The 21422-nt window shown below is 43.0% G+C and carries 18 protein-coding genes; 3 read left to right on the forward strand and 15 right to left on the reverse strand.

All coding sequences use genetic code 11. The annotated features are described in order from the left end of the window. Positions 1-43: 43 nt before the first annotated feature. The gene (locus tag RUW00_RS07445) at positions 44-943 is read right to left on the reverse strand and encodes a LysR family transcriptional regulator (protein ID WP_280145447.1); all 900 of its coding nucleotides are present in this window, start codon (positions 941-943) and stop codon (positions 44-46) included. A 132-nt stretch (positions 944-1075) separates the two neighbouring features. Between RUW00_RS07445 and RUW00_RS07450 the strand changes: the two genes are divergently transcribed. Continuing rightward, on the forward strand, positions 1076-2332 hold the full coding sequence (locus RUW00_RS07450) for an APC family permease (protein WP_280145331.1): 1257 nt from the start codon (positions 1076-1078) through the stop codon (positions 2330-2332). Between the two features lie 309 nt (positions 2333-2641). Here the strand turns inward: RUW00_RS07450 and RUW00_RS07455 are convergent, their stop codons facing one another. From RUW00_RS07455 to RUW00_RS07485, 7 genes are all read right to left on the reverse strand, one after another. Then, a complete protein-coding gene (locus RUW00_RS07455) occupies positions 2642-2860 on the reverse strand; it encodes a hypothetical protein (protein ID WP_280145332.1) in 219 nt (72 codons plus the stop codon). 98 nt (positions 2861-2958) lie between these two features. Then, entirely contained in the window at positions 2959-4335 is a 1377-nt protein-coding gene (gene tet, locus RUW00_RS07460; protein WP_280145333.1) for a Tet(L)/Tet(K)/Tet(45) family tetracycline efflux MFS transporter, read from the reverse strand. A gap of 33 nt (positions 4336-4368) precedes the next feature. Then, positions 4369-4431 (reverse strand): tetracycline resistance efflux system leader peptide, encoded by a 63-nt coding sequence (locus RUW00_RS22980; protein ID WP_134816631.1) that lies wholly within the window; start codon positions 4429-4431, stop codon positions 4369-4371. A 112-nt stretch (positions 4432-4543) separates the two neighbouring features. Beyond that, positions 4544-5065 carry a streptothricin N-acetyltransferase SatA gene (gene satA, locus RUW00_RS07465; RefSeq protein WP_174747246.1) on the reverse strand — a complete coding sequence of 174 codons (522 nt, stop codon included), beginning with the start codon at positions 5063-5065 and terminating at the stop codon, positions 4544-4546. A 159-nt stretch (positions 5066-5224) separates the two neighbouring features. Continuing rightward, on the reverse strand, positions 5225-5725 hold the full coding sequence (locus RUW00_RS07470; protein ID WP_003152812.1) for a DinB family protein: 501 nt from the start codon (positions 5723-5725) through the stop codon (positions 5225-5227). A 707-nt stretch (positions 5726-6432) separates the two neighbouring features. Further along, positions 6433-7236, reverse strand: a complete 804-nt coding sequence (locus RUW00_RS07480) for an HAD-IIB family hydrolase (protein WP_280145334.1) — start codon at positions 7234-7236, stop codon at positions 6433-6435. 32 nt (positions 7237-7268) lie between these two features. Further along, the gene (locus tag RUW00_RS07485) at positions 7269-8081 is read right to left on the reverse strand and encodes a Cof-type HAD-IIB family hydrolase (protein ID WP_280145335.1); all 813 of its coding nucleotides are present in this window, start codon (positions 8079-8081) and stop codon (positions 7269-7271) included. Between the two features lie 224 nt (positions 8082-8305). Here RUW00_RS07485 and RUW00_RS07490 point away from each other — a divergent pair, with 224 nt between their 5' ends. Then, complete coding sequence (locus tag RUW00_RS07490; RefSeq protein WP_280145336.1) at positions 8306-9031, forward strand: MurR/RpiR family transcriptional regulator; 726 nt, start codon at positions 8306-8308, stop codon at positions 9029-9031. A 94-nt stretch (positions 9032-9125) separates the two neighbouring features. Here the strand turns inward: RUW00_RS07490 and manA are convergent, their stop codons facing one another. The 6 genes from manA to RUW00_RS07520 all read right to left on the reverse strand — a co-directional run bounded on the left by manA (position 9126) and on the right by RUW00_RS07520 (position 16773). Then, on the reverse strand, positions 9126-10073 hold the full coding sequence (gene manA, locus RUW00_RS07495) for a mannose-6-phosphate isomerase, class I (protein ID WP_280145337.1): 948 nt from the start codon (positions 10071-10073) through the stop codon (positions 9126-9128). Positions 10074-10087: 14 nt separating this feature from the next. Then, positions 10088-12046 (reverse strand): fructose-specific PTS transporter subunit EIIC, encoded by a 1959-nt coding sequence (locus tag RUW00_RS07500; protein WP_280145338.1) that lies wholly within the window; start codon positions 12044-12046, stop codon positions 10088-10090. Between the two features lie 152 nt (positions 12047-12198). Continuing rightward, a complete protein-coding gene (manR, locus tag RUW00_RS07505) occupies positions 12199-14151 on the reverse strand; it encodes a mannose transport/utilization transcriptional regulator ManR (protein ID WP_315956562.1) in 1953 nt (650 codons plus the stop codon). A gap of 223 nt (positions 14152-14374) precedes the next feature. Next, positions 14375-15292, reverse strand: coding sequence for an MBL fold metallo-hydrolase (locus tag RUW00_RS07510; RefSeq protein ID WP_280145339.1), 918 nt, complete (start codon positions 15290-15292; stop codon positions 14375-14377). 46 nt (positions 15293-15338) lie between these two features. Then, on the reverse strand, positions 15339-15821 hold the full coding sequence (gene ybaK / locus RUW00_RS07515; RefSeq protein WP_063636726.1) for a Cys-tRNA(Pro) deacylase: 483 nt from the start codon (positions 15819-15821) through the stop codon (positions 15339-15341). Between the two features lie 67 nt (positions 15822-15888). Next, positions 15889-16773 carry a LysR family transcriptional regulator gene (locus tag RUW00_RS07520; RefSeq protein ID WP_095272480.1) on the reverse strand — a complete coding sequence of 295 codons (885 nt, stop codon included), beginning with the start codon at positions 16771-16773 and terminating at the stop codon, positions 15889-15891. 124 nt (positions 16774-16897) lie between these two features. Here RUW00_RS07520 and RUW00_RS07525 point away from each other — a divergent pair, with 124 nt between their 5' ends. Continuing rightward, a complete protein-coding gene (locus tag RUW00_RS07525; RefSeq protein ID WP_315956563.1) occupies positions 16898-18106 on the forward strand; it encodes an MFS transporter in 1209 nt (402 codons plus the stop codon). Between the two features lie 149 nt (positions 18107-18255). On the opposite strand, the gene RUW00_RS07530 is transcribed toward RUW00_RS07525, so the two are convergent. Beyond that, positions 18256-21417 (reverse strand): bifunctional cytochrome P450/NADPH--P450 reductase, encoded by a 3162-nt coding sequence (locus RUW00_RS07530; protein WP_315956564.1) that lies wholly within the window; start codon positions 21415-21417, stop codon positions 18256-18258. Between the last annotated feature and the right edge of the window lie 5 nt (positions 21418-21422).

Below are 21422 nucleotides of genomic sequence, written 5' to 3' on the forward strand. Positions count from 1 at the left end.
CCTCCTCTTTTTGCACCGACTCGAAGACTTTAATGAACATCGACTATAAAGTCTGAGTTCTTTTCCATAATTCCGCATGTTTTTTTACGATATTTATAAATTCAGCCATCGCTAAGGAAAGCCATCTTTTTTTATGATAAGCCATCTGCGTTAAAATACGTGTTTCATTCAAAATCAATCCACTTAATTTGTTTTCTTTCAACTCTTTTTGTACAGTGATCAACGGTAATAACGAAATTCCTAATCCGCACATCACACACTGCTTAATTGCCTCTACACTCCAGAATTCAAAGGTATTCTCCGAAACCGGTCCTTGGTGTTTCATATACTCTTCAAAGTAAGTACGGTAGCTGCACCCATGTTCTGTATATAAAATCACTTCATCAGGTGAAAAATAAAATTCATCAAATGGAATATTTTTCAATTGATGATGTTCAGGGAATATCAATATCATTGGTTCAGTTATCAATTTTTCTATATATAAATCAGTTTCCTCTTGTTCGTGCTCCAAAAGAAACGCTAAATCCACCTTCCCATTTCGGAGATCATTTTTTAATTCCCAGCATGTCGATGATCTTAATATTATTTTCACTTTAGGAAAGAGCTTTTTGAATTCGTGAATAATTGGAGGTAAACGGTAAACCGTTAAAGATTCCGGAGCACCAATAACGAGAGTCCCCATCGGTTCATCGTTTGATTGTATTTGTTTTACTTTTTCAGATATCCTGATCATTTCGTTTGCATAAGGAAACAAAAGTTCCCCCGCTTCAGTTAACAGCATTTTCTTCCCAAAACGATTAAATAACGGTTTTCCTATTTCTTGCTCAATATCTTTAATATGTGAAGTTATGGTCGATTGGGCATAACCCAAATATTCAGCTGCCTTTGTAAATCCTCCCTTTTCCACAATTGTTATAAATGTTTTTAAGTGCCGTATTTCCATCATGTCTCCCCCCCTTTGAACATCACTAATTCCGATGGAACAGTTCATATATATCTATTTTACCGATGAAAGGAAACAAATTACAATTAGAATATGATCATAAAACACGTTTAGGAAAGGATGGAATGGAAAGTGAGAGAAAGAAAACTCGGCCCCGTACTTTTAAGCGGATTAATTGTTGGTCCTATTTTAGGATCGGGAATTATATTGCTTCCACCAATCATTTATGGTAAGACTGGAGATTATGCCATATTAGCATGGTTTATGATGATGATCATTAGTTTTCTATTTGCTTCATTGTTTGGAAAATTGAGTGTTTTATTTCCGAATGAATCTGGTGTTGCGCATACAGTCGAACTTGCATTTGGGCAACATATAAAACAATTAACTTCTGTATTTTTTATTATTGCGGGCAGTGTGGGGCCAGTTGCCGTTCTCATGACAGCCAGTCAATATCTAAAGGCTTTGTTCAAAAGTAATGGTTGGCCGCTAGAGACATATGGAATCATTCTGATGATGATTTGTTTATTCGTTCTATTATTGAATATCTCTTCTGTAGGAAAAGTGTCATTTATGTTCTCCACATTTGCCACAGCAATATTGTTAAGTGGCGGAATTAGTTCAATTCACTTTATGAGGGATAAAGCTTTTATTAAAACACCATTTCATCTTGATGATTTTGGTTATAGTATTCTATTACTTTTTTGGGCTCTAGTAGGTTGGGAAATTATAGGGAATTATAGTTTGGATGTCAAAAACAGAAAAAGAACGATTCCCCAAGCAATAGTAATAAGCTCAGTGGTCATCACAACGGTTTGTATCGTTGTAGCTGCTTCTTATCAATGGATTGATTTACATCACACACACACATTAACGATTATTTTAATTCCATTGCTTGGAACGTTTGCTTCACCGACAATGGCTTTCATCACAACAATATTATGTATGAGCACATATTTATTGGTTACTGGCGGAGTATCACGTTTAATAGCCTCAGAGAATAAAAAAACAACCTTGATTTCTTTCCGCTCCAAAACAAACATACCAATTGGAGCCATAGGCTTATTAACATTAATTCATGCAATCGTTTTTATTCTTTTATTTATAAACTTCATTAATGTTGAACAAATTGTCGGCATAGCAAATGCTTTCTTTATTAGTAATGCGATTTGCGGTATTTTGTCTGCATATAAACTGCTACCTGGTAAGTTTTCAAAGAGTTTATCATTAATGCTTATTATCAGCTTTTTGATTATCCTTTCTTTCTCATCAATATGGGTTTTATTAATGATTGCCCTTATAACTGCTTTTTATTTGATCCGACACTTTATTTGGATGCGTCAATTAAAGAAATCCGCTACTAATTCTCAAGACAAATTACGATTTTAAGAAGTCATGAAATTTCTCACCCATACTTGGATGTATAAACAAGAACGGGAGATTTTACAGTTCGTATAGGACATAGTTATTCTTTTACAATGATTACTTGCGGGACACCTTCCGCTCATTTACGCATTTTAAAGCCGGTCTAAAATTCCGGCTTCTTTGCATTCCGCTAATCCCTTAATAATCGGTGCAGGCAATGCCTACTGATGCCATATCTATCAGAGCCGCCAAAAATCCATTTTTAATGATTCCATATTATTTATCATTTATTAACAATCTAATCTTTCATCATGGGTCATTTTCAAACAGTGATTAACTTTCTCTCCGGCCTATTTTAATTTCCTCATACACTTTCTCAAAAGTCTCGATTGGCAGTGAAAACTTGGTTGTTTTCTCGTTACGATAATTGATCATAATCTCAATTTGATTATTTTTTTGTTCAAACTCAATAAGTGCATTCTCCCATTTATCTCTGATTGAAATGATACAATTTCCATTTTTCTTTTCCTTTTTCTTATAAATGTAATTCACTTTAACTCCCCTTTCATTGATCGACAAAAGGTTTCGGAATAAGGAAGCTCCTCAAAAAAAGGATCAAAACTTTTATCAAGTTTGATCCTTTTCCCTTTTTAGTCATTTCTTTGCGAACGTTTATAGACATTCATGGTTACCAGCCAGCTCATAACAACGATTCCTGCAAAAAGAATGAGCATATTACTGTACAAATAAGCGGAATGATCAGCGTTAACGGGCAGCAGCCTTTGATCCAGCAAGCGGATCGATAATAAACCGCCTGCAATCGAAATACCCGTTCCCTCTGATAAAAAGCTCGTAAAATTAAGCAGACTCATTCCGGCGCCGGCTTCCTTTTGTTTTAAACTGCCAGATACCATTGTAGATATAACCGTTTTTGTGAAGGAGAGCCCCCCAAAAACAAAAACGATGATAACGGTCATGAGCCATGGTGTCGCATCTATAAAAAAGGCAGCGATTAAAAAGCTGGAAGACATCAATGCAATCCCAATGGTCAGCACATATAAAGAACCTTTCCGATCAACAAGCCATCCCCCAATGTAACCGAAGATGATGACGCTCATCGTTCCGGGAAACATAATCCCGCTTCCAATTGCCGCAGTACTTAAATGGTGAACATCTTTCATCATATAAGGAACCATAGACACAAATCCTGCAGCAGTGCCGAATATCAGGCCTCCGCAAAGGGCGCCCATCATAAACAAGACATTTTTCCCCAGTGCAGGGTCAACAAAGGGATCTTGAGTTTTCCTAATATGTTTCACAAATATCAGGAAAGCCAGAATACTGATGATCAGAAAAGATAGTCTATATGACGTTGTAAACAGCAGAAAAAATACGATGCCTGCAGACATTAATATAATTCCCGCCATATCAAAGCGCCCGCTGATTCTTTCTTCCTTTTCCAGCAGTTTCATCAGGAATGGAACGGTGATAACTGTTGCTGTCGGAATAAGCAGCAAATATGACCAGTGAATATAATGAGCGATTATTCCGCCAATAGCTGGTCCGGCACCTTCCCCCATTGCCACCAGCGACCCGATCAGACCAAATGCTTTACCCCTGTTTTCTTTCGGAATATAGCGTACTACTGCAACCATCACAAGAGCCGGGAATGCGGCTGCACCAGCCCCTTGAATAAATCGGGCCAGAATGAGTACAGGAAAGAAAGAGTGTCCGACAAATCCAATGATCGACCCAAAGCCATTTACCATAATTCCACATAGAAGCAGCTTTTTGATGCCCAGCTGATCTGATAACTTCCCATACAGAGCAGTTCCGATGGAAAAGGTTAACATAAAGGCCGTGTTCACCCAGTTTGCACTCGCCGGCAGTTTATGAAAATCGTTGGCGATATCAGGTAATGAGACGTTCAAAACCATTTCATTTAATACGCTGAAAAATGACAAAACACAAAGCCAAATGAACACTTGATTGTGCCGTAAAGCTGACTGTGAATAAGGCGTATTCACAAATTTCCCTCCATTAATGAGGGCAGACGCAGTTTATAGGGCCATTGATACGCTTCCCTCTTTTAATTGTACCCTGTTCATTTTTTTGCACTTCATACATAACTCCCCCTGCATTGATTGATATACCTTATTATAAATCTTCAAGCCGATGTTTTGAATACTTTGCGACCACACCCGCTAAATGACGAAACATCAAATACTGTTATATTTAAAATTTACAGTACCAAAAAACCGCAATTTCATTTGCTGTTGAAAAATTGGAATAAAGCATTGTATCGACCGCTCCTATGACAAAGTTATTTTTGGCATAAAAATGACAAGCTGAAACATTAATATCTTGTGTTTCAAGCATAAGACCGCATAAATGATTCTCCTTTGCCCACTCAATCGCTTTATGTAATAGAGCCGTCCCGACACCATTTTTTCTATAATCTTTTGCAACGGCAATGTCTTCAATCAGTGCGTATCCATTCCAATTAGAACGAAGCTTACTCCGGCCGACACAGTCGTTCTCTGCGTAATAAAAAAAGACAGCTTTATCCTCTTCTTCAATATAATTGACATCAATGTCTTCATCGTCATATTTTTTGACATAAGGTTCAGCAAATTTCTCCTCTGTATATGTCCAAACATTGTCCTTAAATGAAGGGATGATTCTCCCTGAAACAACGAAAGGTTCGTTTGGTTTATTGAAGTCTTTCATATTGAATCGCGTCATTTTAGTTATCATCATAATCACCTTTCTGCATTTATTGACCTTAACTTACATCTTTTGAACTGTTGATTCGTCTGCATGTCATGGATACCGGTTTAATAACTCTAGGACTAAAACAAAAAAGATACCAACATCGATTGGTATCATCTATTCATTCGAGCCCTTAACAATATCCTATTTCGGAGCCTCCAAACCGAATGTTGTCCATTCCTCTTTTGCCGGTCCGTAAATACCCGGAACAGGTAAACCTGCTTGTCTCATAAGGACAGTCATTTGTCCTCGATGATGGTTTTGATGTTGAATTAAAAACATCAAAAGTGAACCATTCGGCAATTGCTGACCAATAAAGTTGACACATTCTTGAAGTGTATCGTCAGTCCATTGCGTTTTTAACGCCTGTACAAATGCATTACTGGCTTGATGATAACTCTCAGCAATAAACCGCGCCGATGCAGGAACAGGATAATCTTCAGCCGGAGCGTGGAACGTTAAATCTGTGTTTGAGGTAATGATGTGAATGGCCGCGACAGTATGCCATGCAATACGGCCTAAAGTCCAATGTTGTGAAGTGATTTCTTGTTTAAGTGATTCATCAGTCAGATGATTCAGCAGTTTTTGTGTCGCATCGGCTTCGAATTCCCAAGATTTCAAAAAATGGTCTAAGGTTTGAAACATAAAAATCCTCCTTATCCTTTTTTGTTTTTCTATGTATCTACAGTTCAATTATAGTGCTCCGTTTAGTTAAAAAAGAACAAAACGATAGACAGACATTTTTAACAGAAAGCCCGATCTGACAACAACAGACAAAATATAAGAACATAACGGATAACTCTATACTTCTTTTTCTTCAATCGACAAAAAAAGGATAGCTGTTCAAACAGGATTCTTCTGTCTAATATTTTCGCTTTGCAAAAGTCCATATCGTCTTAGTGATTGAACCGGAGACAAAACAGCTCCTCGTCATCATAGCCACCCAAATGAAAAATGTCGGTTCGGCACCTATTACAATAAACATGAATATCAAGGACAAAATGAAGACAATAACAACCATCATCTATACTTTTTTAAAGATGAAATACCCTAATATCCCTAACAGAAAAGAAGCTGCCGGAAGAAAAATAAGAATGATATACGCGGGACTCAACAGCGGGCTAATACAAACACCTCCCAATTTCAAAACGAGGCAGTTCCTGCTTTTTGTCTGATATGAAGTGATTTTTTTCATCTTGATATTACAAAGTTTCATTCATTTTATACATATTATACCAATGAAATCGAGTCAAATATAGATATTTATTCACTTTTAACATATTTCAGAAAAATCAGGAGTGAATTAGCTTTTTCTTTCCCTAGTAAGGTCCTGCCGCATTGGCTTTAGCCCATCATTGTTTTTGCAGCGCTAATATTCTCATAATCGTGTGCATGACGCTGCTTTCCTCATTTGATTTGATGACAAAGTGCGCCGCATCTTTTATTTCGTCAATGGCATTCTTAACCGCAAAGCTGTAGGATGCCGCTTCCATCAATTCTTTGTCATTGCGGCCGTCTCCGAACGCCATTGTTTCATCAGCCGAAACCCCTAATAATCGCTGCAGTTCTTGTACTGTTGTTCCTTTATGTATTCCGATATTTGATATGTCCATCCAGGTATCCTCTGATGCTACGATATATAATTGGTGAAAAAATTCATGCAGCTTTTCTCTCGTTTCCGGACAGTTGGCGTCGGGATCATGAACCGTAATCTTGATAAAATCGTCTTTTATCTCAGTAAAATCAGTTATTTTCGTTACATGTGCATAAGAAGCATTTACATATTTCATTTCACTTTCAGACAGATTTTCTTTTACGATCGCGCCATTTTTTGTGCATGCGATAATGCTATGCCCGCAGCTGATTTTTTCTAAAGCGCCTATAATTGACAGTCCCGCTTCATTGCTGATCAAAGATTCATATACGAATGTGCCGTTCTTTTTTATACGTGTGGCACTGTCTCCTAAAATCCAAAAATCTTTCGCATCTTCTCCGAATAAGGCTTCCACCCTTTCACACTGCTTCCCGGTGCAGAGGGCGAAAGCGACATGCTGTTCCTCCATTACTCGTTTTGTTTTTTCAAATAACGTTCTGTCAAAATCGCATTGATTATTTAAAAATGTGCCGTCTAAATCCGTAATCACTAATTTAATCATCGTTCAGCACCTCCGCAGTTAAAACGTCTTTTTCAGACAAAGGGTTTTTCACATTTGAGAATGGAATCAATCGCATTTAAGACTCCTTCTTCATTGTTTGATTGCGTGATATGCGCGGCAGCCTGTTTAATGCTTTCATGCGCATTATCCATGGCGACCCCGTATTTCACGGCGGACACCATCTCCAGATCATTTCCGCTGTCTCCGAAGGACGCGCATTCTTCATCATTTATCCCCCATTGTTTCTGGAGAAGCTTCATCCCGCTTGCTTTATGGAGCCCCGGTATGATCAGATCTATGTCACCGTGCCCGCTTGATACAGGCGTGACGAAAGACCCGAGGGCGTTTTTCAAATGGCTCAGAAGTACGGAACAATGTTCGGCGGGAAAGCTGATGGAAAATTTAAAAATGTCATCATCGATGTTTTCAAAATGCGGCACCCTTTTTAACACATAATAATACTTACTGGCATGCAGATATTCATCTTCACTGGCATTTTCATGAATATACGCGCTTTTTTTTCCGCAGACAATGACGTTTTTCACCTCATACTGCTCTAAAGCACGGATTACTGCTTTTATAGTGTCTTCAGACATGTTACCCGCGAATAATTCTTCTCCGGCATTCACGACGAAAGCGCCATTCTCGGCAACGAAAGCGATTTCACTTTTGATTTCCGGAAAGAAGGATGTAAGCTGCGCATATTGGTTTCCGCTTGCTACGGCAAATTTAATTCCCCGCGCTTTTAATTCACGATACTGATTCATAAAACGCTCTTTGTTATATGCCATTTCATCATTCAAAAACGTTCCGTCCATATCAACCGCTATCAGTTTGATACTCATATTGTCCTCCTTTTATCAGCTGCTCCCAGAAGAGATCACGCATAAAGCGTATGAACGAATTATATCCGCAGTTGTTTTGCGCCGTAAATCATTGGCTGACGTCTTGTTTTGAATGACACAAAAAGTGATTTGTCACATCAATATAACACTATGTTTCTTTTAAAAATGATATGTTACGATTAGATGTACATTCACCATTCTCATAAAAAGGAGAATCCCCCTGCATGTTCACACACGAAATGATTGCTTCATTTAACGTGCTTGAAACTTCTTTATACAACTACATCTCCCAAAACAGCGAGAAAGTCGTCTATATGCGAATCCGTGAATTGGCAAATGAAACCCATGTATCGACGGCTTCTATTTTACGTTTCTGCAAAAAAATAAACTGTGAAGGGTTTTCGGAGTTTAAGGTGAAGCTGAAAATGTATACGGAGGCAAATAAAAAAACGATTTTAAAGAGTCCTCATCATTCCGTTGCCGAATTTTTTGAAAGAACAGTAAGCGGAGGCATGGAAGAAAAGCTGAAGGAAGCAGCAGCCCTTGCGGCCGATGCAGAAAGCGTCATTTTTATCGGAGTGGGAAGTTCAGGAATTCTCGCCGAATACGGAGCCAGATATTTTTCGTGCTTAGGGAAACTTTCAATGTATATTAAAGATCCTTACTTTCCGGCCCATTCCCATTTCCGTCATAACAGCATCACGATCGCATTATCGGTTTCAGGTGAAGGAGATTCTACGGTGACTCATCTGAATCAGCTGAAACAAGAAGGCAGCCGGGTCATCAGTATTACAAATCATAAACATTCAACCATTGCCAAAATGTCCGATGTGAATATTTCATATTACGTGACGGAAGAATGGGTTGAAAATGCGAATGTCACCACCCAAATCCCCGCTATGTACATACTTGAATCAATGGCTCGGGAGATATACAAATTGAGAGAATAAATTCAGGAACGAACCACTGATACGCTGGAAATTTCGGCATTTTTGCAAAAGTGATGAGAAACCCTTCTCTGATGCTAGAGAAGGGTTTTGAGGATCACAGATGAGACACAATACAATTTGCATGGCCGGCCAGTTTATATTCTCCCAAACCGGAAGGCAGGAGAATATGATCTCCTTTTCTAAAGGGATATTCATGCCCGCCTGCAATCATTATTCCGTCTCCTTCGATCACGCTGACAAGAAGGAAGGGCTGATGCTGGAATAGATTTGCTTCACCTTTTACATCCCACTTTTCGACTGAAAAATAAGGACATTCTATTAAAATAGCCGCAAGCAGATCATCTGTTTGTTTATAGTGAACGGTCGGCCGTTCACGGACAGATGGAACGTCTATCACGTCTATACCTTTTTCCAAATGGAGCTCGCGCATCCTGCCGTCCGCATCTTTTCTTCCGTAGTCATACAATCTGTAAGTCGTATCTGAATTTTGCTGCGTCTCTAAAATAAGTGTGCTCTTTCCAATCGCGTGAACAGTGCCGCTTGGAACAAAGAAGAAATCTCCCGGCTTTACCTTTACTCTATTCAGGAGCCCGTCCCATTCTCCGCGCTTAATCATGGATATCAGTTCTTCTTTTGTAGTTGCGTTGTGGCCGAAAATGATCTCCGCATCTTTTGCACAATCAATGATATACCAGCATTCGGTTTTTCCAAGTTCCCCGTTTTCATGCATTTTGGCAAAGTCATCATTCGGATGCACCTGAACGGACAGGTCTTGGTCCGCATCCAAAATTTTTGTAAGAAGAGGAAAACGGTCTCCTTCAAGGTTTCCGAATAAATCTCTGTGATGCTCCCACAATTCACCGAGCGTACATCCTTTATACATGCCGTTTCGAACTGTGCTCTGTCCATTTTGATGAGCGGCGAAGGCCCAGCACTCCCCTGTCCGCTCGGACGGAATATTATAGTGAAAATCACGCAGGGCGGCGCCTCCCCAAATTCTTTCTTTGAAAACCGGATTGAAAAATATCGGTTCAGTAGACATGATCATCCCCCGCTTTATTCGATTTCTTCCAGAAGCTCATACGCCTCTTCTTTTGTCTGAACGGAGAGCAGCCTTTCCCGATAGCTGTCATCCATCAGTTTTCGGGATAACATCTGCAATATTTTCAGATGCTGATTTCCGCCGCTTTCCTTCGGTACGGCAATCATAAAAATCAGTTTTGCATCAGAACCATCAAGGCTGTTCCAGTCAACACCCGAACGTCTTATTCCGAAAGCGACACCCGGTGTTTTGACGGCTTCAGACTTTCCGTGCGGAATGGCGATATTCATACCTATCGCCGTGGTTCCCTGCTGTTCCCGGCTCAAAATGGCCTGCTTAAATCCGCTGTCAGACAGCAGCATACCTTGACGGGACATTTTCTCGATCATTTCATCGATAATGTCATCCCTCGTTTCGCCGGATAAATGCGGTTCAATCAAGTCCGTACTGATAATGTCAGTCAGTTTTTTGATTTCGGTCATCCCGGCTTTTCGGCTGTCAGCCTGAGATGGTTCCTTAGTTTCTTTTGCCGCTGCAGCTTCATTTGGTGCGGCAGACGGCAGCACCTCGCCGGACGCGGGGGATTTCGCCATATCTTTCTTCAGTACATTAACCAACAGAGCGGTGACAAGAGAGCCTGCTGTTACAGCGATAAAAAACATCAATACATGATCTACTGCTCCAAGTACAGCAACGATGGGGCCGCCGTGTGCCACTCTGTCCCCCACATGGCCGATCATCGCTATCACCGAGCCGGTCATAGAACCCGACATAATACTCGGGATCACTCGAAGGGGGTCTTGGGCCGCAAATGGAATGGCTCCTTCCGTGATACCGAAAAGGCCCATCGTAAATGATGCTTTTCCCATTTCTCTTTCTGCGGCGGCGAATTTTCTTTTTCCTAAAAACGTCGCAATCCCAAGCCCTATCGGCGGTATACAAATGGAAACGGCAATCGGGCCCATAATTTCATAATTTCCTTCTCCGATCATTGCCGATCCGAAAAGAAAGGCCACCTTGTTTACGGGTCCTCCCATATCAAAGGAGATCATCGCTCCTAAAATCAATGCCAGGAGAATTGAGCTCGAACCTTTCATTCCCGCAAGCCAAACCGTTAATGATGCGAAAATATGAGCGACGGGGGCGCCGATCAGAAATACAAACGCCAAACCGACGATCAGTGAGGCAAACACCGGAATAATAATGATCGGCATAATCGGCTGTATTGCTTTAGGAACTTTACATTTTTTGATTGCAAGCGCCGCATATCCCGCCAAAAATCCCGCAATGATTCCTCCAAGAAATCCTGCGCCGCTTGCACTGTCGTAAAAGCTGCCGGATGCCGCAATATATCCGCCGATCATTCCGGGGACAAGACCCGGCTTATCAGCGATGCTGAACGCGATGTACCCGGCTAAAATCGGGATCATGAATGAAAAAGAAGCACTGCCGATCTGTTCAATCGTTTTCCAAAAAGACTCGTCCGGAATGACTAACCCCTTTGGTGTTTTTTCTCCTCCAAGCGTCAATGCAACCGCTATCAATAATCCGCCGACGACAATGAAAGGAACCATAAAAGAAACGCCGTTCATTAAATGACGGTAAATCGGGTTTTGTTTTTTGCCCTGCTGACTTGCGGATTCAGCTTTTGAAGCAGATTGATAGACCGGCACTTCACCGCTAAGCGCTTTTTGAATTAATTCTTCCGGTTTGCGGATGCCTTCCTGAACCCCGACAGCCAGCAGCTTTTTTCCCGCGAATCGGTCTTTGTTCACCGAACGGTCCGCCGCGATAATGATTGCGTCCGCTTCCCGGATTTCCTCTTCGGTCAGCCTATTTTCCACCCCGATTCCGCCCTGGGTTTCCACTTTGATCTCAACGCCTAATCTGCCGGCTGCTTTTTGTAAATTTTCAGCAGCCATATACGTATGGGCAATGCCGTTCGGACATGATGTAATCGCTAACAGTTTCATATAAATCCTCCTTTGCAGTCTGAATTTCAAGAACTTGTCTCAACTTTATACTGAAATCAGCCTGTGATAAGCGCGTTTTTTTACCATAAGTTCCGGAAATAACGGCATTTTTCCCTATAAACAGAAAAAAAGCAGGGAGCCATTCCCTGCTTTTAATAGTTTAAATAAGATAAAAACGTCATCACATTTTTTTCTTCCGTCAGTTTTTGAATAAATGCCGGCTGCTCGCTAAGATAGGAAAGCTCACTGAATAATTGCTTTACCTTGTTTTGATCTTCGTGTTTGACGGCAAGCATAAAAACGAGCGACACCTTTTCTGTCCCCCATTCAATCGGCTCTTTTAAGGTGGCGATTGCAATGGCTGATTGTTTGATATATTTAGAGTTCGCATGAGGGATGGCAATACCCGCCCCGATATTTGTCGCCGACATTTTTTCTCTCATTACTGCATGAATGCCATACTCTTTTTCTACATAGCCTTTTTCATACAAAGCCTGCGCCAGCTTTTCAATGACCTGATAACGGTGCTCTGTCTCTTGCTGTAAAAAAACGAGAAACGGAGTCGTGTCGTTCAGCATTTTAAACGTTTTTTGCTCCCGGCGATGTGATGTATCAAGCTGTTGCATAAATGCGCTGAGCTTCTTTTCATCAGCAGACTCCAAAAGCGGTGATACGACAATATGAGGGATCGTTACATTTCCAAGCCCTATCGTAGAAATGACGAAATCTATATCTTTATGCTTTTTGATATACTCTGTCAGCTCCGCTTTTGCGATACAGTCTTTTACCGTAATGTGATGAAATTTGCGTTCAATTTTAGTCCGCAGCAATTGCGACATGCCAATGCCCATATGGCAGACGATGATCGTCCTTTTAGGGTTATGACTGCTTCGGCGCAGCCGTTCGATCGCTGCCTGAAAATGCAGCGTCAAATATGCCGCCTCTTCTTCAGGAATACAGAGATCAAATGTTTGATTGATGTCTTCTAAAACGTCAATGATAAGATGAAACAAATAAGGGTACATTTTTTTGATGTCGTGAAGCATGGGGTTTGAAACAGAGAGATCATAGCTCAGCCGCTTCAACACCGGATCGAGATGAATGTTCAATCCGTTGATCAGTTCCTGGTCTTTATGAAAATCCAGCGTTTGCAGTTCTGAAACACAGTTGATCAAATGCCTGACGACTTTGGAAAGCTCAGAATCTTCAAGATCAAGCTTCTTTTCTTGCTGCGATGGATAGCGGACTTTCCCGCCTATAATATGTAAAGTTAAATAGACGGCTTCTTCCTCAGGAAACCGGATGGCAAATACCGGCTCAAGCCGTTTTAAACAAGCCAGTGTCCATTCATATTCTTTCTTCTTTTTTACCGCGTCCAGCTGTCTTGCAGAAATGGCGACCGGCTGTTTCATTTTGATACGGCGGATCGTCAGCAATGTATGCAGCAGCAAACTTTCAAATGTTTCATCCGTAAAATAGATAGAATGGTTTTTTTGTAATAACTTGATTTCTTTTCTCACAAAGTCCGCTTCATGACTTAAAAACTTACTTTTTATAAATTGGCTTGTAAACTCCGTATTATCAATCAAATCTGAAATTCGCGCCAATGCTTTTCTTTTGTTTTTTTCGTCCCCTTCAATCTTTAAGCCGAGCCGCTGTTTAGAAACCAGCGTGAGATCAAATCGCTTCAGCCACTCTTCAACCGCACTTACATCCTTTTTAATCGAAGCTCTGTTTACAAAATGCTGTGCGGCAATTTCTTTTGCGGAAACGGGCTTTGAATTCATTAATAAATCATAAGCGATGTGAAGTATTCTTTCTTCATCGGTCTTGTGCCTGCATGTAAAGTGCTCATTATAAATTTGCCGGCTTAACCGTGACCTTTCCTGTTCAGATATATGTAAATAGACGCCTAATCCCGGTTTGCGGATCAGCTGAGCTTGAGCATGTTCATTCAGGAAATCTTCAATCGTTTTCAAATCATTCCTGATCGTTTTTTCAGAACAGCGGACCCTGTCTGCGAAATCTTGCACAACTAAGTAGTCATCAGGTTCAGATAACAACAGATACAAAATCTTTTTCTGCCTTGAATTCATGTATTTCATCTGTTTTTCTATCCTTCCTGTCCATTTCTGCTGAAGCAATTGTGATAGGTTAAATATACTGCGCATACGAAACCGTTTTCATTTTATAGTGAAACAAAAGAGTAAAAAGTTTTGTTTTTTACCGCAGGTTCCGGAAAAATCATGTTTTATACAGAGCTATTCACATTGACAATAAAACACCAACCGTTTTTAAACGATTGGTGTCGGCAGCGAAAACCTGCTGTTACAGCCAAAATGTTTCGCCAAGCGCTAATGCTTTCAGGTTTTCAGGAGGTAATGCAAGCCGGTCCCACTCGCCGTGCAGTCTGCTTAATGCTTCCGGGCCTGTATCATCAGCAAGCCGGAATGCCCCGTAATGCATCGGAATGAAGCTGTCAGCCTTCAGCTCCAAAAACGCTTTCACGGCGTCTTCCGGATTGATATGTGACACTTGCATAAACCATTCCGGTTCGTATGCTCCGATCGGCATCAGAGCCGCCTTAATACGAAACCTCTCTCCGATTTCTTTAAAGCCTTCAAAATAGCCTGTATCTCCTGCAAAATAGATGGACTCGCCGTTTTCGCTTTCTATGACCCAGCCTCCCCAATGAGAGGTATCGGTATCCCAAAGCGTTCTCCGTGTCCAGTGCTGGGCCGGAACAAATGATATATTCACCCCCCGCATCTCAAAACGATCCCACCAATTCATTTCATGGACCTTTTTGCGGCCTTTTTTGATGAACAGCTTTTTCAGTCCCGCAGGCACGTAAAAATCCGGGTTTCCTCTCAGTTTTTTTATGCTCGGAAAATCAAGATGGTCATAATGCCCGTGTGAAATGAGCACGGCATCAATGTCAGGCAGTTCGCTCAATTCATATCCCGGCTCTGTCAGCCGTTTTTGAAAACCCATCCGCCGCGCCCATACAGGGTCGGTCATTATGTTAAGCCCCTGTATTTGGATCAGAAATGAAGAATGGCCGATCCATGTTATGGCGGTTTCCGTCCGATTGACGGCAACATAACGGACATCCCTAGTGACCGCTTTCGGAATGTTCTCGCTTAAGTCTTTACTTTTCTCTCTTCGTTCTTTCATCCATTTCAACATGTCCCTGAATCCATGTTCATTCTTCACGCCATTCAAGTTTTCATATCTTTTTTTCATTATCATTCTCCCTTGACACGTGTATTCCATTAGATTCATCGGACATTTATACAATGTCTGTAAATACCGCCCCGCTTGCTTCGGCTAAATCTTGAGGCGCTGCTTTCAGCTGCATTCCGATTTTCCCCGCACTGACGATCATAAACTCCAGTGTTTCAGCGGATCTATCAATAAAAGTCGGAAACCTTTTTTTCATGCCGATCGGAGAGCAGCCGCCGCGCATATAGCCGGTCACTCCTAAAAGGTCCTTCATGGCAATCATTTCTATTTTCTTCTCACCTGCCGCCTTCGCAGCCTTTTTCAGATTCAGTTCTTTTGCAACGGGAATGACAAAGACGTAATAACGATCTGTTCCTGCAGATGCTACTAAGGTTTTATAAACATATTCGGCAGCGTATCCTATTTTTTGTGAAACGGAAAGACCGTCTGCGGGCTGTCCCCCTTCTGTTTTGTAACCTAATAGCTCATAGGGAATGTTTTGCTGCTCAATGATACGGACAGCATTTGTTTTCACTGTTTTTTTCGCCATGGTTTTCCTCCGTTTTCTGTATTTCTGTCTGCTTTATTTTCAACTTCGATTTTAATAAAATGACCGCTCAGTTGCGTGCTTTGTAATACTCAAGTGCAAACTGTTTAAAACGCTCAGCAGCGGGAGAGAGAGCATGGTTTTTCAGCTGGGCTAACGCTATGGTGCGTTCGCATTGGTAATCTGCAACCGGAAGAAAAACGACCGGAAAGTATGAATGCTCCGCGGTTTTCGGCAGCACTGCAGCCCCCAGACCCGCGGCGGTCAGCCCTAATATGGTTGACACTTCCTCTCCTTCAAATGCGAGATGCGGGTGTATATTCAAATCCCGGCACATCAGATCAAACATATACCTCAGTCCGTATCCCGGTTTAAATCCGACAAAATCCTCGTCCTGCATCTCTTTCATTTGAATGCTTTTATTTCCTGCAAGCGGGTGGTTCTCAGGAAGCACCGCATAAAGAGGCTCTTTCTCCAGCACTGTCCATTGTAAAAGCTCGCTGGGAAGCGGCGGGGAGCTAAGACAGATATCCGCCTCTCCCGTTTCCACCATTTTGCGAAGCGTTTCATTTGCGCCTTGATAAAGCCGGAAGGTCACGTTTGGGTATAGCTTTTTAAATTCGGCAATCAGCTGAGGCATTAAGCGCAGCCCGAGTGTATGAAGAAATGATACAGATATTTCGCCGTGCTCCAGGCTCATATTCTTTTTCACTTGTTCAACGCCTTCATTTAAAGCTCGTCTCGCTTGTTTTGCTTTTATTAAGAACTGCTCCCCGTGCCTTGTCAGCCGGACGGCTTTTGTCTCTCTGTAAAATAACGGCGCGCCTAATTCTTCTTCGAGCCTGATAATCGATCGGCTTAATGCCGGCTGAGAAATCATTCTTTCTTTTGCCGCATTTGTGAAATGCTGATGAGTTGCCGCCGCAATGAAGTTGTCAATTTGATGAAGCTCCATTTTCTCCTTCTCCCCTTTCTTCATAACCTACACGCATTAATTCTATAGTTATTATAAATTAGACACATTGAAATGAAAAGCGTACGATACATATATAACCAACAGTGAGAAAAGAGGGACATTCATGACGTTTATTCAGCCTCATACAAAGGCTTACAGAAAGGCCAGCTTGGCTCTGTTTATCAGCGGCTTTGTGACCTTCGCCACGCTTTACACGACACAGCCGCTTATGCCTTTGTTTTCGGAAGAGTTTCATATTTCCGCTGCGGCTGCCAGCTTAACTTTATCCATCTCAACAGCCGTTTTGGCATTTTCATTATTGGCCGCCGCTTCGTTGTCTGACGGATTCGGCAGAAAAAAATTAATGGTGCTGTCGTTAACAGCTACATCTGTTTTAGGTCTATTAACAGCGTTCAGTCCGGCTTTTCCGGCGCTTTTGGCGATGAGGGCGCTGCTCGGTATTTTCCTGGCAGGCGTTCCGGCTGTCGCTATGACATATGTAGGCGAGGAGTTTGATCCGAAGGGCCTCGGGAAAATGATGGGCTTGTATATCAGCGGCACAAGCATCGGGGGAATGAGCGGCAGGCTGTTAACGGGGCTTCTGACCGATGTATTCGGCTGGCGGCCGGCGCTTGCCATCATCGGCATTCTTTCTATTGTATTAAGCTATTTGTTTTGGCGTTTTCTTCCGGCTCCGCGCCATTCATCTCAGCGGCATGAGGGCGTAAAAGCGGCATGTAAGGAATACGGAGCGGTCCTGCACCGCAAACGGCTGCTTTTGTTAATATCTCTGGGATTTATATTAATGGGGAGTTTTGTGACATTATATAATTATATCGGCTTTCATTTAATGGCGGCTCCTTATCATTTGTCGCAGACTGTGATCGGTTTTATTTTTATTGTCTATCTCGCGGGAACGTTCAGCTCTGTCTATATGGGGAAAAAAGCAGATCTTTTCGGAAGCGCAAAAATGATTAAGGTTGCGATTTTTGTTATGCTTGCCGGCGCAGCGGTGACACTTTTGCCCCAGCTTGCGCTTAAAATCGCGGGGATTGCCGTTTTTACCTTCGGCTTTTTCGGCGCGCATTCGATCGCAAGCGCCTGGGTCGGCCGCGCAGCCGGTGATCATCGCGCGCAAGCCTCTTCATTATATCTGCTTGCATACTATATCGGTTCAAGCGTGGCAGGGTCTTGCGGCGGTTTCTTTTGGACGCATTTTCATTGGATCGGTATCATTTCATTTATTTCGGTTTTGCTATTAGTGTCTTATCCGGTTTTATTTCTGGCGGAATTCAGAAAAAAGGGACATAGCCGCCTGCATGTAAATCAATAAAAACATTAAAGATTTGTGTCTTTTGTCCGATACTAAAGTTAAGGCCGGCACGATACTCCCTATAACTATTCCTTTTGATTCAGTAGATTTCAAATATCGTGCCGGCTTTCTTCAATTAAAAAACATTCTTCAGTTGTCTCACTCTTCTGTTACATACCTGCCCAAACATCTTTCGCATATCTTCCTTCCGCCTGCAGCTGTTCAAGCCAATTCAAGGAAACTTTTGAATCAGTGTTATGCACCTTTTCATACGCCTGAAGCAGTACATTTTCGACGGCCGGAGCCATTTTGCTTCCGTCACCGCATATATAGAGATGGCCGCCTTGGTCAAGGAGAGCAATAATTTGTTCAGCCTCGCGAAGCAGAACATCCTGTACGTAAACTTTACAGTCCTGATCTAACCTGGAATACGCCCGATGCACGGTGACAAGGCCGTTTTTCTCCGCATGGTCGAATTCATCTTTGTACAGATCGTCTTCTTCCGGATGCCGGCAGCCGAAATATAAATGAGCTTCGCCCAGGCTGTTTCCGGACATTTTTTCGGCAGCCCGCGCCTGGATAAATCCCCTGAACGGCGCAATTCCTGTGCCTGCTCCGACCATAATGAGAGGCGTTTTCGGATTTTCAGGCAATGCGAAACCCGACTGCGGCGAGCGGATGAAACAGACGGCAGGATCGCCATTCTGTAATCCGGCTAAATAGTTCGAAGCCACGCCCCGGTATTCCCCACGGCCGCTCCATGCCGGAGCCGTCACAACGCCGACCGTGATACTGAGCTCCCCGCTGGCTGCCTTCGGTGAGCTTGAGATTGAATAATAGCGCGCCTTTAAGGATGGCAGAAGTTCTAAAAAGCGCTCAAACGGCAGTTCACATGCAGGATAATCTTCCAGCAGGTCCAGCATGGTCATTCGTTTTTTCAGCACGTTTTCTTTATATGCCGCATCATCAGAATAAAGATGCTCCAATTCTTTTTGGTGCGGCGGGCACACGGTATGTGCGGCAAGTTCGCGAAGCTGGGCTCTCGTTGCCGGATCCTGCAGCTCTACATAGGACGCCAAAAGCTCCGGCGCATTAACCGGCCGGTCCATCGGCAGATGAGGCAGCTGCCGGCCCTTGATCTTAAAGTGCTGGTTCGGATCAAGACCGAATCGGCGAATGACACGGCTGATCAGTTCCCCGCTGTTTTGCGGAAGCACCCCGAGATGATCTCCTTCCTGATACGTTTCTGTTTCGGGGAGACGCAGCTCAATATGCCGGACTGAGCGCTTGCTGCTTTCGGTATGAAGCTCTTTGTTCGTGATGACCTCCGCCTCAAATGCTTTGTACGTTTTGGCAATCGGCGTCTCGGCTGCTTCACTCACGTATTCGATTGATAACTGTGATTTGTTTGTCTGTTTTGGAGCGGCCTCTATATGAAAAGCCTTCATGATGTCCTTCCAGAATGAGTCTTCCCAGGCTTCCTGACTGTACTCAAAATCATCGGCATTGTCGCCCTCCCCGATAGAGGTCAGCCGTTTTGCCCCTTTTTCTTCAAGCACTTTGTCTATCAGGCGGGGGATCCTCTGGTAAGTGGCGGCCCAGTTGCGGTCTCCGCAGCCGAAGACGGCGTAAGAAACACCCTTTAATTCCTGATCTTCAAGGCTTTCCATCCATTTCACAAAACCCGCCGCATTATCAGGCGGCGCCCCGTTATAAGAAGCCGTAACAATAACGACCGCGCCTTTTACAGGCAGTTTCCCGGCATAATCATCGAGCGGTCCGGTTTCAGTTGAAAATCCTTTGCTTCTTCCGATATCAGCCAGCTCTTCCGCGATTCCTTCCGCAGTTCCTAAATTTGATCCGTAAAGAATGAGAAGCGGTGTTCCGTGGGACGGGATTTCTTTCGTTTCTTCTTTGTGACCGCTTCCTTCAGCTTTATGGTTTTGTACGGGCTGATGATTGGACACGTCCTTGTTTTTCACACGGATTTTAAAATCACCGGGTTTAATGGTTAGAGCTTCTTTAATCGTAAGCTCATAATCAGTATGATCAATCAGTTCAAAGTGTTTCAGGACAAGGCCGAGCACCATTGTCGCTTCCTGCAGGGCAAACTGCATCCCGATGCATGCGCGCTGTCCGTTTCCGAACGGCTTATACGCATCAGCCGGAATGGCCGCGGGATCGCTGAACCTTTCCGGGCGGAATGACTCGGCATCTTCTCCCCACGCACTTTTATCCCGGTGCAGCTGCGGAGTCAGAATCGTCACCGGCTGTCCCTTCTCAATCGGATACTTCCCGCCGAGAACCGTATCTTCCTTCGCGTACAGAGAAAATGCCGGGGCAGTCGGATACAGCCGCAAAGTCTCGTTTAGCACCATGCGGATATATGTCAGCTGCTGAATCTGCTTATATTCAGGTGTCTCTCCCGTCAGCACCCGCTCGGCTTCCTGAACGGCTTTTTTCAATTTATCTTTATTTTTCAGCAGGCAGTATATCGCAAAAGAAAGCAGCCCGCTTGTGGTTTCATGCCCAGCGATCAAAAAGGTAATGATTTGATAACGGATATTTTCATCATCCAGCCTTTCCCCCGTTACAGGGTCTTTCGCTTCAAGCATCAATGCTAAAAGGTCAGACAGATTCTCATCCGGATTTTCCCTCCGCTCAGCGATGATCCGGTCTACAAGCGTATTCATCTCTTCAATATCCTGCTGGAACTGATGTCTCGTTTTGATCATCAGCTTGTCCTGCAGGCTGTGTCTCTGCGATTGGCGCATTGCCTCCTGCAGCGCACGAAGCATACTTGTGATAAAAGGATGCTGTGTGTCGCGATAAAAGCTGTTAAAGCGGTAATGAAATCCGCACAGGCCGATTGTATCCAGCGTCAGGCGCGTCATATCTTCGGCAACGTCAATTTCTTCATTCGGATTTAATCTGCTCCACTTCTGCACGAGCTGCATGGCAATATCCAGCATCATTGAATGATAGCCTTTCATCGCCTTCTGGCTGAAGCTCGGCAATAAAATCCGATGCGCTTTCTGCCAGTTCTTTTCGTGAGTCCAGCTCGTAAATAGTCCGTCACCGCCAAACTCACGGACTTTCAGCAGGGCTTTGCTGAGATTTTTGTCAAATCGCTTTTCATCACAGACTTCTGCCGCGAGCTCGCGGCCTGATACGAAGACCCCGACAGAGCTCGGAAATTCAAAACGAAAGATCGGGCCGTATTCTTCGGCAATTTTCCAAAGAGATTGTGACAGTTTTTCTTTTTCCAAGTGAGGGAGATTTTTCAGAGGCCCGTATGTTTTCGGCTGCGGTATAGCGCTTAGCTGTTTCATATCGA

This window comes from Bacillus sp. IS1 (assembly GCF_032461585.1).
Lineage (GTDB): Bacteria > Bacillota > Bacilli > Bacillales > Bacillaceae > Bacillus > Bacillus velezensis.